The sequence below is a fragment of the Streptomyces sp. NPDC031445 genome (assembly GCF_055581365.1).
Genome location: NZ_JBVIJO010000013.1, coordinates 276,217 through 289,016, shown reverse-complemented (window position 1 = coordinate 289,016; position 12,800 = coordinate 276,217). Strand labels below are relative to the sequence as shown.

At 70.5% G+C, this 12,800-nt stretch carries 12 protein-coding genes; 9 read left to right on the top strand and 3 right to left on the bottom strand.

Annotated elements, in window-relative coordinates:
• Positions 1 to 43 precede the first annotated feature (43 nt).
• The 6 genes from ACZ5DC_RS30810 (at position 44) to ACZ5DC_RS30785 (ending at position 7,950) form a co-directional block, all read left to right on the top strand.
• Positions 44 to 1,795 carry an ABC transporter substrate-binding protein gene (locus tag ACZ5DC_RS30810; protein ID WP_468658081.1) on the top strand — a complete coding sequence of 584 codons (1,752 nt, stop codon included), beginning with the start codon at positions 44 to 46 and terminating at the stop codon, positions 1,793 to 1,795.
• A gap of 72 nt (positions 1,796 to 1,867) precedes the next feature.
• Complete coding sequence (locus ACZ5DC_RS30805) at positions 1,868 to 2,875, top strand: ABC transporter permease (RefSeq protein ID WP_171152614.1); 1,008 nt, start codon at positions 1,868 to 1,870, stop codon at positions 2,873 to 2,875.
• Positions 2,872 to 3,966, top strand: coding sequence for an ABC transporter ATP-binding protein (locus ACZ5DC_RS30800; protein ID WP_366753810.1), 1,095 nt, complete (start codon positions 2,872 to 2,874; stop codon positions 3,964 to 3,966). The genes ACZ5DC_RS30805 and ACZ5DC_RS30800 overlap by 4 nt, the downstream gene beginning before the upstream one ends.
• Positions 3,963 to 5,753 (top strand): ABC transporter ATP-binding protein, encoded by a 1,791-nt coding sequence (locus ACZ5DC_RS30795; protein WP_468658078.1) that lies wholly within the window; start codon positions 3,963 to 3,965, stop codon positions 5,751 to 5,753. The genes ACZ5DC_RS30800 and ACZ5DC_RS30795 overlap by 4 nt, the downstream gene beginning before the upstream one ends.
• 98 nt (positions 5,754 to 5,851) lie before the next feature.
• Entirely contained in the window at positions 5,852 to 7,243 is a 1,392-nt protein-coding gene (locus ACZ5DC_RS30790) for a M1 family metallopeptidase (protein WP_468658076.1), read from the top strand.
• 47 nt (positions 7,244 to 7,290) lie between these two features.
• Positions 7,291 to 7,950 (top strand): trimeric intracellular cation channel family protein, encoded by a 660-nt coding sequence (locus ACZ5DC_RS30785; protein ID WP_366753813.1) that lies wholly within the window; start codon positions 7,291 to 7,293, stop codon positions 7,948 to 7,950.
• Here ACZ5DC_RS30785 and ACZ5DC_RS30780 read toward each other — a convergent pair.
• Positions 7,859 to 9,118, bottom strand: coding sequence for an alpha/beta hydrolase (locus ACZ5DC_RS30780; RefSeq protein WP_468658074.1), 1,260 nt, complete (start codon positions 9,116 to 9,118; stop codon positions 7,859 to 7,861). The genes ACZ5DC_RS30785 and ACZ5DC_RS30780 overlap by 92 nt on opposite strands.
• 167 nt (positions 9,119 to 9,285) lie before the next feature.
• On the opposite strand from ACZ5DC_RS30780, the gene ACZ5DC_RS30775 reads away from it, so the two are divergent.
• On the top strand, positions 9,286 to 10,149 hold the full coding sequence (locus tag ACZ5DC_RS30775) for a thioesterase family protein (protein WP_468658072.1): 864 nt from the start codon (positions 9,286 to 9,288) through the stop codon (positions 10,147 to 10,149).
• Here the strand turns inward: ACZ5DC_RS30775 and ACZ5DC_RS30770 are convergent.
• The gene (locus ACZ5DC_RS30770) at positions 10,136 to 10,747 is read right to left on the bottom strand and encodes a TIGR03086 family metal-binding protein (RefSeq protein WP_468658070.1); all 612 of its coding nucleotides are present in this window, start codon (positions 10,745 to 10,747) and stop codon (positions 10,136 to 10,138) included. The two genes, ACZ5DC_RS30775 and ACZ5DC_RS30770, sit on opposite strands and share 14 nt — an antisense overlap.
• A gap of 101 nt (positions 10,748 to 10,848) precedes the next feature.
• Between ACZ5DC_RS30770 and ACZ5DC_RS30765 the strand changes: the two genes are divergently transcribed.
• Positions 10,849 to 11,811, top strand: coding sequence for a helix-turn-helix transcriptional regulator (locus tag ACZ5DC_RS30765; RefSeq protein ID WP_468658068.1), 963 nt, complete (start codon positions 10,849 to 10,851; stop codon positions 11,809 to 11,811).
• 26 nt (positions 11,812 to 11,837) lie between these two features.
• On the opposite strand, the gene ACZ5DC_RS30760 is transcribed toward ACZ5DC_RS30765, so the two are convergent.
• The gene (locus tag ACZ5DC_RS30760) at positions 11,838 to 12,464 is read right to left on the bottom strand and encodes a TetR family transcriptional regulator (RefSeq protein WP_366753818.1); all 627 of its coding nucleotides are present in this window, start codon (positions 12,462 to 12,464) and stop codon (positions 11,838 to 11,840) included.
• 145 nt (positions 12,465 to 12,609) lie between these two features.
• Here ACZ5DC_RS30760 and ACZ5DC_RS30755 point away from each other — a divergent pair, with 145 nt between their 5' ends.
• Entirely contained in the window at positions 12,610 to 12,768 is a 159-nt protein-coding gene (locus tag ACZ5DC_RS30755; RefSeq protein ID WP_366753819.1) for a hypothetical protein, read from the top strand.
• Positions 12,769 to 12,800: the final 32 nt, after the last annotated feature.

Here is a 12,800-nt window from a genome sequence, read left to right as displayed (position 1 = left end):
AGCCCGAAAATTTTTCCGATCAATGGAGGGGAAAGCGCCCATCATGCGAAGGTCAGCGCTGGCCGCGATCGCGGCCATCGGCTCCGCCAGCCTGCTTCTTGCAGGTTGCAGCAAGGCCGATGACAACAAGAACGAGAACGGCACCAAGTCGGCCGGGGCCAACGCCGCGACCAAGGGCGTCGTCAACGCGTCCGACAAGAAGGGCGGCACGCTCACCTACGAGCTGTCCGACGTCCCGGACTCGTTCGACCCGGGCAACACGTACTACGCGTACATGTACAACCTCAGCCGGCTGTGGGCCCGCCCGCTGATGACCTTCAAGCCGGGCGCCGGCCAGGAGGGCAACGCCCTCGTCCCGGACCTCGCCGCGAGCAAGGGCGTCCCGAGCGACGGCGGCAAGACCTGGACGTACAAGCTGCGTTCGGGCCTGAAGTACGAGGACGGCTCGCCGATCACCTCGAAGGACGTCAAGTACGCCGTCGAGCGCTCGAACTTCGCGCGTGACGTGCTCTCCCTCGGCCCGAACTACTTCCAGCAGTTCCTGGCCGGCGGCGACAAGTACAAGGGCCCGTACAAGGACAAGAGCGACAAGGGCCTGTCCTCCATCCAGACCCCGGACGACACCACGATCGTCTTCCACCTGAAGCAGGCCTTCCAGGAGTTCGACTACCTGGTCGCCGCCCCGCAGACGGCCCCGGTGCCCAAGGCGAAGGACACGGGCGTCGACTACGTCAAGCACATCGTCTCCTCGGGCTCGTACAAGTTCCAGAGCTACGCGGAGGGCCAGCAGGCCGTCCTCGTCCGCAACGAGAACTGGGACGCGAAGACGGACCCGCTGCGCAAGCAGCTGCCGGACAAGATCGTCGTCAAGCTGAAGGTCAACCCGGAGACGATCGACAAGGACGTCCTCGCGGGCAACGCGATCGACCTCGGCGGCACGGGCGTCCAGGCCGCGACGCAGGCCCAGGTCATCACCGACCCGTCGAAGAAGGCCAACACGGACAACACCTACGGTGGCCGCCTGGTCTACATGGCGATCAACACCCAGGTCGCGCCGTTCGACAAGGCCGAGTGCCGCAAGGCCGTCCAGTACGCCATCGACAAGGTCTCGGTGCAGACCGCCGAGGGCGGCCCGATCCGCGGTGAGATCGCCTCCACGGTCCTCCCGCCGGACATCCCGGGCTACGCCAAGTCCGACGTCTACGCCACCACGGACAGCAAGGGTGACGCGGCCAAGGCCAAGCAGCAGCTGAAGGCCTGCGGCAAGTCCTCGATCTCGACGAACATCTCGGCCCGTTCGGACCGTCCGCAGGAGATCGACGCCGCCACGGCGATCATCAACTCGCTGAAGAAGGTCGGCATCAACGCCACCCTCAAGCAGTACCCGTCCGGCAAGTACTTCACCGACTACGCCGGCGTGCCGAAGTTCACCAAGAAGCAGAACATCGGCCTGGAGATGATGCAGTGGGGCGCCGACTGGCCCTCCGGCTACGGCTTCCTGCAGCAGATCCTGAACGGCAAGGCGATCAGCCAGTCCGGTAACACCAACCTGTCGCAGTACGACAACAAGGACGTCAACGCCCAGCTGTCCAAGGCGATCGGCACTCAGGACACCAACGAGCGCAACAGCCTCTACACGCAGATCGACAAGAAGGCCATGGACGACGCCGTGCTCGTCCCGCTGACCTACTTCAAGGTCCTGCTGGCCCGCCCGCAGAACTACACCAACCTGGTTTCCACGGCGGCCTTCAGCGGTCAGTACGACTACCTCAACATCGGCGTCGCGTCGAAGTAGCAGCCCCGGAAGGCAGGTGAAGGCATTGGTGCCCGCGGGCTTCGCGGCCCGCGGGCACCAGCGCCGATCCCCGTGATCTCGTACATCCTCCGCCGGACGTTCGCGGCAGTGATCCTGCTGCTGGTCGTCTCCGCGGTCACCTTTGCCATCTTCTTCCTGCTGCCACGGCTCGCCGGCCAGACAGCGGATCAGCTGGCGCAGCAGTACATCGGCAAGAGCCCGTCGAAGGCGGACATCGTCGCGGTCAAGCACAACCTCGGTCTGGACCAGCCCGTCTACGTCCAGTACTGGCACTTCATCAAGGGGATCGTGGCCGGCGCCGACTACAACCTCGGGCCCACTACGGTGCACTGCGACGTACCCTGCTTCGGCTACTCCTTCAAGGACCACGTCGCGGTCTGGCCGCAGCTCACCCAGCGCATTCCGATCACCCTGTCGCTGGCCGCGGGCGCCGCCGTGCTGTGGCTCGTCTCGGGTGTGGTCATCGGTGTCATCTCCGCGCTGAAGCCACGCTCGGTCTTCGACCGCACCTTCATGGGCATCGCGCTCGCCGGCGTCTCGCTGCCCATGTTCTTCACGGGGAACCTGGCGATCCTGCTCTTCGTCTTCAACTGGCCGATCTTCGGACGCGACTACGTCCCGTTCACCGAGAACCCCGAGCAGTGGGCCAACACCCTGTTCCCCGCCTGGTGTTCGCTGGCGCTGCTGTACTCCGCCATCTACGCGCGGCTCACCCGCTCGGGCATGCTGGAGACGATGAACGAGGACTTCATCCGCACGGCCCGCGCCAAGGGTCTGCGCGAGCGCAACGTCGTGGTCCGGCACGGACTGCGCGCGGCCCTCACCCCGATCATCACCGTGTTCGGCATGGACCTCGGTCTGCTGCTCGGCGGTGCCGTGATCACCGAGAGCGTCTTCTCGCTGGGCGGCGTCGGTCAGTACGCGGTCCAGGGCATCACCGACAACGACCTGCCCAAGATCCTCGGCGTGACGCTGCTCGCCGCCTTCTTCGTCGTGATCGCAAATCTCGTGGTGGACGTGCTCTACGCCGCCGCCGACCCGCGGGTGAGGCTCTCGTGACCGAACTCTCCAAGACCGGCGCGGCGGTGGGCGAGCCCACCGAGTCCGGCAAGGCGCCCGAAGCCTTCCTGGAGGTCCGCGACCTCAAGGTGCACTTCCCGACCGACGACGGCCTGGTGAAGTCCGTCGACGGGCTCAGCTTCTCGCTGGAGAAGGGCAAGACCCTCGCCATCGTGGGCGAGTCCGGCTCCGGCAAGTCCGTCACCTCGCAGGCCATCATGGGCCTGCACCGGCTCGGCACCCGCGGCAAGAACGTGCAGATGTCCGGTGAGATCTGGCTGGACGGCAAGGAACTGGTATCCGCCGCCCCGGACGAGGTGCGCAAGCTCCGCGGCCGCGAGATGGCGATGATCTTCCAGGACCCGCTGTCCGCGATGCACCCCTACTACAAGGTCGGCGACCAGATCGTCGAGGCCTACCGGGTGCACCACGACGTCAGCAAGAAGGTCGCCCGCGCGCGGGCCGTGGAGATGCTCGACCGCGTCGGCATCCCCGAGCCCGCCAAGCGCGTCGACGGCTACCCGCACGAGTTCTCCGGCGGTATGCGCCAGCGCGCCATGATCGCCATGGCGCTGGTGAACAACCCCGAACTGCTCATCGCGGACGAGCCGACCACCGCCCTCGACGTGACCGTCCAGGCGCAGATCCTCGACCTGATCCGTGACCTGCAGAAGGAGTTCGGCTCCGCGGTCATCATGATCACTCACGACCTCGGCGTGGTCGCCGAGATCGCCGACGACGTCCTCGTGATGTACGGCGGCCGGTGCGTGGAGCGCGGTCCGGCCGGCGAGGTCTTCGAACAGCCGCAGCACCCCTACACCTGGGGCCTGCTCGGCTCGATGCCCCGCATCGACCGCGAGACCTCCGAACGGCTCATCCCGGTCAAGGGCTCCCCGCCGAGCCTCATCAACGTCCCCTCGGGCTGCGCCTTCCACCCCCGCTGCCCGTACGCGGACATCCCCAAGGGGAACGTCACCCGCACGGTGCGCCCCGAGCTGGAGCAGGTGAGCACCGGGCACTGGTCCGCCTGCCACCTCTCGGCCGAGGACCGCCAGCGGATCTGGACCGAAGAGATTGCGCCCAAGCTGTGAGTGAGACCAAGAAGACGGACACCGTCGCCGAGGCCGTGGTCCCGAAGCAGGCGTCGGCTCCCGAGGAGCGGGACGTGCTGCTCAAGGTCGAGGGGCTGACCAAGCACTTCCCGATCAAGAAGGGCCTCCTGCAGCGGCAGGTCGGCGCCGTGAAGGCCGTCGACGGCATCGACTTCGAGGTGCGCAAGGGCGAGACCCTGGGCGTGGTCGGCGAGTCGGGCTGCGGCAAGTCGACCATGGGCCGGGTCATCACCCGCCTCCAGGACCCGACGGACGGCAGGATCACCTTCGAGGGCCAGGACATCACGCGGCTGAGCACCGGGCAGATGCGCCCGCTGCGCCGCGACATCCAGATGATCTTCCAGGACCCGTACGGCTCCCTGAACCCCCGGCACACCATCGGCTCGATCGTCTCGGCGCCCTTCCGGCTCCAAAGCGTGGAGCCCGAGGGCGGGGTGAAGAAGGAGGTCCAGCGGCTCCTCGACCTGGTCGGCCTCAGCCCCGAGCACTACAACCGCTACCCGCACGAGTTCTCCGGCGGTCAGCGCCAGCGCATCGGCATCGCCCGCGCGCTCGCCCTGAAGCCGAAGCTGGTCGTGGCGGACGAGCCGGTCTCCGCGCTGGACGTGTCGATCCAGGCGCAGGTCGTCAACCTGATGGACGACCTCCAGCAGGAGCTGGGCCTCACATACGTGATCATCGCGCACGACCTCTCGGTCGTCCGGCACGTCTCGGACCGCATCGCGGTGATGTACCTCGGCAAGATCGTGGAACTCGCCGACCGCACCTCGCTGTACGAGTCGCCGATGCACCCGTACACCAAGGCGCTGATGTCGGCCGTGCCCGTGCCGGACCCGAAGCGCCGGGGCCAGAAGAACGAGCGCATCCTGCTGCGCGGCGATGTGCCCTCGCCCATCGCCCCGCCCTCCGGCTGCCGCTTCCACACCCGGTGCTGGAAGGCGACGCAGATCTGCAAGACCACCGAGCCCCAGCTCGTGGAGCTGCGGCCGGGCCAGCGGGTCGCCTGCCACCACCCCGAGAACTTCGCCGACCAGGCCCCGCAGGACACGGTCCTGCTGACGGCGGCGAAGGAGGCGTCGGAGCTGGTACCGGACACGGTGCTCTCCGAGGGCGCGGCCGGCGAGGAACCGGCGACGGCGACGGAGACGGCGGCGGCCGACACGGCGGTCTCGGAGAAGCCGGCGGCGTCCGAGGAGAAGGCGGCTCCCGACGAGGCGGCCTCTGAGGGCGAGGCTTCCAAGGAGGCGGCGTCCGAGGAGACGGCGGCTTCTGAGGCGGCGGCGTCCGAGGAGGCGGCGGCTTCCGAGGGCAAGGCTCCCAAGGCGGCGGCCTCTGAGGCGGCGGCCCCCAAGGAGGCGGCCTCCGAGGAGGCGGCTTCTGAGGCGGCGGCCCCCAAGGAGCCGGCTTCCGGCAAGGCGGCCTCCGAAGAGCACGCCAAGGGCGAGCCGGCTTCCGAGGCTGCGGCTTCTGACGAAGAGCCCGCCGAGGGCGAGGCGGCTTCCCAGGAGGACGCGGCCGGCAAGGGCGAGGCGGCGGCTTCCGGTGTGAAGACCGGTCCCGGTGCGAAGGTCTCGGCCGGGAAGCCCGCGCCCGCGGCCGACGCCCCCGCCGAGGAGCCCTCCGCGTCCACCGCCACCGGCGCCGCGGCCGACGCCCCGGCGGAGGGCTCGGGCGACAGCGTGGCCGTCGCCGAGGAGACCGGCCGTGCGGCCGAGGCCACCGGCGAGGCGTCCGGCGCAGACTCCCAGGAGTCAACCGGCAAGTAGCGCATGACAACTAGGCAAAGTCATGTACATGCCTGAGCGGGGGAGTGCAGAGTCGTCCGTGTCCGACCACTGATCGGCACGCTCGAAAGGGACGACACATGGCACTCTCCCGTTCGGCACGTCTGGGGGCTGTCGCCACCGCGGCAGCCTCCTTTCTCGTCGTCGCCGCCTCCTCCGCTCCCACCCCCGGCGCCCCCGGCATCGGCGACCCCTACTTCCCCCGGCTGGGCAACGGCGGCTTCGACGCCCGCCACTACGACCTGGACATCGCCTACGCCCCGGACACCGGCCGCCTGGACGGCCGTACCACCCTCAGGGCCCGCGCCACCCAGGAGCTCTCCTCCTTCGACCTCGACCTCCAGCAGCTGGAGGTCACCGGCGTCCGGGTCGACGGCAGACCGGCCCGGTTCACGCGCGACGGCGACGAGATGACCGTCACCCCGCGCCACCCGCTCCCCGAGGGACGGGACTTCACCGTCTCCGTGACCTACGGCGGCGTACCGCGGGCCCTCGGCGGGCCGATCATCTTCGGCTCCGACTACGGGTGGATGAAGACCCCCGACGGCGTCTTCGTCGCCTGCGAACCCAACGCCGCCTCCACCTGGTTCCCGTCCAGCGACCACCCCTCCGACAAGGCCACGTACGACATCCGGATCAAGGCTCCCCGGGGCCTGACCGCCGTCTCCAACGGCCGGCTGGTGTCGACGTACGACAAGGGCGGCTCGACGTACACCCACTGGCGGGAGTCGAAGCCGATGGCGACCTACCTCGCCACCGCCACCATCGGGAAGTTCGACGTGCGCACCGGGCGCACCCCCGGCGGCATCCCCGTCTACGTCGCCATCGACCCCGTGCTCAAGGACGGCAACAGCGTCGACGTGTACGCCGTCACGGCCGCCGCCACCGACTACTGGTCGCAGGTCTTCGGGCCGTACCCCTTCGAGGAGACCGGCGCGATCGTCGACGACATGCCGCAGGCCGGGTTCTCGCTGGAGGTGCAGAGCAAGCCCGCCTACTCGGCCGTGCGCAACGAGTCGACCATCGTGCACGAGCTGGCCCACCAGTGGTTCGGCGACTCGGTGAGCGTGGCCCAGTGGAAGGACACCTGGCTGAACGAGGGCTTCGCCACCTACGCCCAGTGGCTGTGGGCCGAGCACCAGGGCACCCGCAGCGCCCACGACTCCTTCCTGGCCGCCTACGGCTCCCGCCCCGCCGGCTCCGCCTTCTGGCAGATCAAGGTCGCCGACCCGCAGCGGGACACGATGTTCGCCTCCGCCGTCTACCAGCGCGGCGCGATGACGCTCCAGGCGCTGCGCGAGCGGATCGGTGACACGGCCTTCTTCAAGCTGCTGCCGGCCTGGACGAAGCTCCACCGGTACGGCAACGCGGACACCGCCGGCTTCATCCGCCTCGCCGAGCGCGTCAGCGGACAGCAGCTCGGCGGCCTCTTCGACACCTGGCTGTTCACCACAGGGAAACCCGCCCTGTGAGCCTGGCTTTGTAAGGCCCACGCACTGCGGCGGGTGAGAATGTCAGGGTGCAGCTCCAGCAACTCTTCAGTCCCTCCGTCCAGCACACGCTCGATGTGATCGGCATCTTCGTCTTCGCGATCTCCGGCGCCCTGCTGGCCGTGCGGAAGAACTTCGACGTCTTCGGCATCGCCGTGCTCGCCGAGGTCACCGCGCTGGGCGGCGGGCTGTTCCGCGACCTGGTGATCGGGGCCGTGCCCCCGGCCGCCTTCACGGACCTGGGGTACTTCCTCACCCCGCTGCTTGCCACGCTCGTCGTCTTCTTCCTGCATCCGCACGTGGAGCGCATCCAGGCGGCGGTGCTCGTCTTCGACGCGGCCGGCCTCGGCCTGTTCTGCGTCAGCGGTACGACGAAGGCGTACAGCTACGGTCTCGGCCTGACCGCGTCGGCGACGCTGGGCCTCGCCACCGCCGTGGGCGGCGGCGTCCTGCGGGACGTGCTGGCCAACGAGGTGCCCTCGCTGCTGCGCTGGGACCGCGACCTGTACGCGGTCCCGGCGATGGTCGGCGCCACGATGGTCGTGCTGTGCATCCGCTACGACGTCCTGACCCCGTTCACCAGCGGGCTCGCGGTGATCACGGCCTTCGTGCTGCGCCTGCTCGCGATGCGGTTCCACTGGCGAGCGCCGCGCGCGTGGAACCGCCGGTCGACGGTGACGGAGGAGTAGCCCCGGGCGCCCTCCCGGCGACCGAGGTGTCCCGGCCCCTGGCGTGGCCCTGGCCCATCTGGAGGGTCAGCCAGCGGAAGACGGTGTCGACCTGGGGGCGCCACAGCGCCATGGTGTGACCGCCCGCGCTGCGTGGCAGGAACACCACCCGCACGGTGGTCGGCGCCTTGGCGACGGCCTCCAGGGCCATGCCCGCCTGGTAGCCGTCGCCGGACTCGCCGGAGAGGTACAGCGCGATCCGGGGCGGCACGGCCTCCCGCCTGAGCAGCAGATAGGGGTTGTTCGCGGCGCGCAGGGCGGGGGTCTGGGCGGCGAGGGAGTCGCGTTCGCCGATCGGGTCGTTGTAGCCGGACAGGCTCACCGCGGCCCGGTACCGGTCGGGGTGGGCCACGGCGAGCTTCACCGCGCAGTGCGCGCCCGCCGAGTACCCGGCCACCGCCCAGCCCCGGGGGGCGGGCTCGGCGCGGAAGTTGTCCATGACCATCTTCGGGACGTCGACGCTGAGCCAGCTGTCGGCGTTGACCTGCCCCGGGACGTTGGCGCAGCCCGTGTCCACGCCGGCCAGCAGGTTGGTGCGCGGGGCGACGAGGATGAACGGCGCCACCCGGCCGCTCCTCATCAGCGGCAGCACCTGCTCGTGCGCCTTGAGCGACCCGAACCACGCCTTCGCGGAACCGGGGTAGCCCGGCAGCAGCTCGACCACCGGGAACTTCTTGTTCCGGTAGGCCGGTTCGCCGTACTGCGGCGGCAGCCAGACGTAGACCTCGGCGTTCACGCCCGAGACCCGGCCCCTGAGCTGGGTGACGCGGACCCCGCCGGCCGCGCGCATGCCGGGCCCGTCGGCGGCCGTGAAGGTCTGCCTGACCTTCGGCAGCCGGGTCACCGTGATGCCGCCGGTGCCGTCCTTGCCGAGGTCGGCGGCCCGCTGGACGTGGTCGCCGGTGCCGAGCAGGTCGGCCCAGTTGTCATAGAGGTTGTTCTGGTTGTTGACCAGTACGAAGACCAGGGTGACGGCCGTGCCCTGGGCGAACAGCAGCATGAGGACCCGGGCCGTGATCCGCAGGGGCTCGGGCCCGCGCATCCGCGACCACAGGACGAGCGGCAGTATGAGGGCGACGACCGAGAGCAGGACGGTCGTGTAGAGGAACGGAGTCCCGGTGAGGCTCATGTCCCCATAGAGGGCGATCCGCCGCCGGAGGTTGTGGACAGGTCCGGACACTTACCGAGAAATTGCCGGAACCTCACCCGGGGGCCGGAGCGGACCGACTGCTGGGCACCCCGCTGCCAGACACAAGAAAGCTACCGCTTAGTAGTTGTCTGCTGTACCGTGCAGCCATGCCAGAAGCAGCTTCCGCCCCTTCCCCGTCGCGGGCCCTGACCGGCGACAGCGAGTTCGACCGCGACACCGCGGTCACCCGGCGCGGGCCCGGCGTCTACGACACCGGCCTCTCGGCCGGCTGGACCATCCTCGGCGCCGTCAACGGCGGCTACCTGCTGGCCGTGCTCGGCCGGGCCCTCGCGGACGCCCTCCCGCACCCGGACCCCTTCTCCGTCACCGCGCACTACCTGACCGCCTCCCGGCCCGGCCCGGCGGTCGTCCGCACCACGACCGTCCGCACCGGCCGCACCCTCTCCACCGGCCAGGCCTCGCTCTTCCAGTACGACGAGGAGGGCAACGAGGTCGAACGCATCCGCGTCCTCGCCTCCTACGGCGACCTCGCCGCCCTCCCCGACGACGTCCGCACGACCGCCACCCCTCCCGCGATGCCCCCGCTGGAGCAGTGCTTCGGCCCCGAGGACGGGCCGTCCCCGGTCGAGGGCGGCTCCGCCATCGCCGACCGGCTGATGCTCAAGCTCGACCCCGCCACCCTCGGCTGGGCGCTGGGCACGCCGTCCGGCAGGGGTGAGATGCGTGCCTGGTTCGGGCTTGCCGACGGGCGGGACGCCGACCCGCTCTCGCTGCTCCTGGCCGTGGACGCCCTGCCGCCCACCGCTTTCGAGCTGGGCCTGAAGGGCTGGGTGCCGACCGTGGAACTGACCGTGCACGTCCGTCACCGGCCGGCCCCGGGCCCGTTGCGGGTCTCCATCACCACCCGCAACCTGGCCGGCGGCTTCCTGGAGGAGGACGCCGAGGTGTGGGACAGCGCGGACCGCCTGGTCGCCCAGTCCCGCCAGCTGGCCCGGGTCAGACTCGGCTGAGCGGCTCGCGCCCCAGCCAGGCCGCCAGCCGCTCGTAGGGGCCGGCCGCCGGCGGCGCCTCGCGGCGGGCCCCGAAGGGCGTCTCCGTGCCGCGGGGCCGGGTGTCCGGCAGCACCGCGCGGGCCGTCGCGAGCGCGAACTCGGCCAGCTCCGCGTCGAGTTCGCCCGTGGGGACCCCGATCGCCTCGGCCAGGTCCCAGGTGTGCGTGACGACCTCCATGACGTAACCGGAGAGCGCCCCGTGGCCGGGGACCTCGCCCCAGGGCACCCGCACCGGGGCCACCATCCGCGCGTCGCTCTCCCAGGCGGCGAGGACACGGACCCGCACCTCCTCGTAGGCCGCGGCCCAGCCGTCGTCAGCGACGCCCTCGGCGGTCGGCTGCACGGCGAGCCCGTCACCGCCCTCGCCCACCACCGCGATCCGCCGGGTGACGCCGACGACGTGGCTCAACAGGTCCCGGACGTCGAACTCGGCACAGGGCGTCGGCCGGGTCAGGTCCTCGGGCCGCACGGTCCTGATCAGGTCGGCCGCCTGCGCGGTGGCGCGGACGTAGACGGGGCGCGGGTCGATGAAGCCGGTGCTGCCGGTGCTGGTCATGGTGTGTCTCTCCCTCGGTCGGTGGGGCGAGGATGCCCGGATAACCTGACAACCGGCGTCAGGATTTGTCCCGCACCCGGCGACGGCGCGATCCTGACGCGGTGAAGTCCGACCGGCTGCTGTCGATCCTGCTGCTCCTCCAGACCCGGGGCCGTGTCCCCGCGCCCGAACTCGCCGACCGGCTGGAGGTGTCGGTCCGCACCATCTACCGGGACGTCGAGGCGCTGTCCGCCGCCGGCGTCCCGGTGTACGCCGAGCGCGGCCGGCACGGCGGCATCGAACTCCTCCCCGGCTTCCGCACCGACGTCACCGGGCTGACCGCCGACGAGTCCCGCGCCCTGTTCGTCCTGGCCGCGCAGGGCGCCCACGCCGCGCTCGGCCTCGACGCGGCCCTCGGCTCGGCCCTGCGCAAGGTGATGGCCGCGCTGCCGGCGCCGCACCGGCCCGCCGCCGAGGTGACCAGCCGCCGCGTCCTGGTCGACGCCACCCGCTGGAAGAGCGGCCCGCGGCAGGCCGCCGACCTGGACGTGCTCCAGGACGCGGTCTTCTCCGACCGGCGCCTGGCACTGCGCTACCGGCACAGCGGGGAGCGGGAACCGCGGACGTACACGGTGGACCCCTACGGCCTCGTCGCCAAGGCCGGGGTCTGGTACCTGGTCGCCGACCGGCGCGGCCTGCCCCGGCTGTTCCGCGCCGACCGGGTGCGCTCGGCCCGGCTGCTGGACGAGCCCGTGCGGCGCCGGCCCGGGATCGAACTCGCCGGCCTCTGGGAGCTGTTGCGCCGGCAGGTGGAGGAGCGGGAGAACGAGGTCGAGGTCACCGTGCGGGTACGGCGGGAACTGCTCGACATGTTCCAGCGCATGGCCGCCGCACAGCTGACGGCTCCGCCCGAGGACGACGGCGCGGGCGAATGGGTCACCGCCCGGCTGGCCTACCCGGTGCTGCGCGCCGTGCGCCAGCTCCTCGCGTTCTCCGACCGGGTGGAGATCCTGGACCCGCCCGAGGCCCGCGCGGAACTGCTGGCCGGGGCCCGCTCCGTCGCGGCCCTGTACGAGCAGCGCTGAGCCGCGGCCGGGCGTGACGGGACGGCTCAGTCCAGCCAGTGGGCGCGGCCGATGCTGATCAGCCGCAGCTGGCGGGTGGCGAGCTGTGCCACCCGCTCCCGCTCCTGCGCCGGGGCCTCCAGCGCCTCGAGGAAGAGGGAGGCGGTGATGAGCATCTGGTCGACGTAGAGGTGCGCGAGCATCAGCAGGTCGTCGTCGCTCCAGCCCGCCGCCTCCGGGTCCTTGGCCAGCTCGGCCTTCACCTCCTCGGCGAACCGGTGCAGCTGGGCCCGGATGGCCTCGCGCACCGGCTGGACCCCGCCATGCCGTTCCCGGGCGATGAACCGGACATGTGCGGGGTACGCGTCTACGTGACGAGCGATCAACTCGACGGCACGCGCGATGCGTTCCTCACTGTCGCCCGTCGCGGACACCGTCGTCCGCACCATCGGATGCAGGCTGCCCAGCGCCTCGTCGACCAAGGCGACCCCGAGGTCGGCGGTCGAGCGGAAGTGCCGGTAGAAGGCGGTCGGGGCGACACCGACGGCCCGGGTGACCTCGCGCAGACCCAGGCTGCTCAGGCTCTGTTCCTCGAGCAGCGCGAGGGCCGCGTCGAGGAACGCCTGCCGGGTCTTCTGCTTCTGGGCCTGCCGGATGCCGACGGTGTGACTCATGTCATCCAGTTAACAACTGTTCTCCGGAATTGAAAAGCCGTCGGGAGCGCTACACTCAAAGTCAGTGAACAACTGTTACTACAATTGTTCACCCAAACTTCACACCGGCCGAACACGAGGCATATCGGAGGGGGGATCTGATCCCATGCTGTTCCTCGTCGCCGCACTCATGCTGCTCGGCGTCGTGCTGGGCACCGTCGCTCACGCGCCGCTGACCGTCACCGCCGTCCTGGCCGCCGTCATCGCCGTCTGGCTCGGCGTCTTCGCGATCCGCGAGCGCCGCCGCCGCACCTCGGCCCACTGACCCCGGATCTCGGCCAGCCGACCACAGGAAAG

Coding starts and splice junctions, on each gene's coding strand:
- ACZ5DC_RS30760 (WP_366753818.1), bottom strand. CDS start 12,464: ATGAGTCACACCGTCGGCATCCGGCAGGCCCAGAAGCAGAAGACCCGG.
- ACZ5DC_RS30810 (WP_468658081.1), top strand. CDS start 44: ATGCGAAGGTCAGCGCTGGCCGCGATCGCGGCCATCGGCTCCGCCAGC.
- ACZ5DC_RS30770 (WP_468658070.1), bottom strand. CDS start 10,747: ATGACCAGCACCGGCAGCACCGGCTTCATCGACCCGCGCCCCGTCTAC.
- ACZ5DC_RS30755 (WP_366753819.1), top strand. CDS start 12,610: ATGCTGTTCCTCGTCGCCGCACTCATGCTGCTCGGCGTCGTGCTGGGC.
- ACZ5DC_RS30775 (WP_468658072.1), top strand. CDS start 9,286: ATGCCAGAAGCAGCTTCCGCCCCTTCCCCGTCGCGGGCCCTGACCGGC.
- ACZ5DC_RS30790 (WP_468658076.1), top strand. CDS start 5,852: ATGGCACTCTCCCGTTCGGCACGTCTGGGGGCTGTCGCCACCGCGGCA.
- ACZ5DC_RS30780 (WP_468658074.1), bottom strand. CDS start 9,118: ATGAGCCTCACCGGGACTCCGTTCCTCTACACGACCGTCCTGCTCTCG.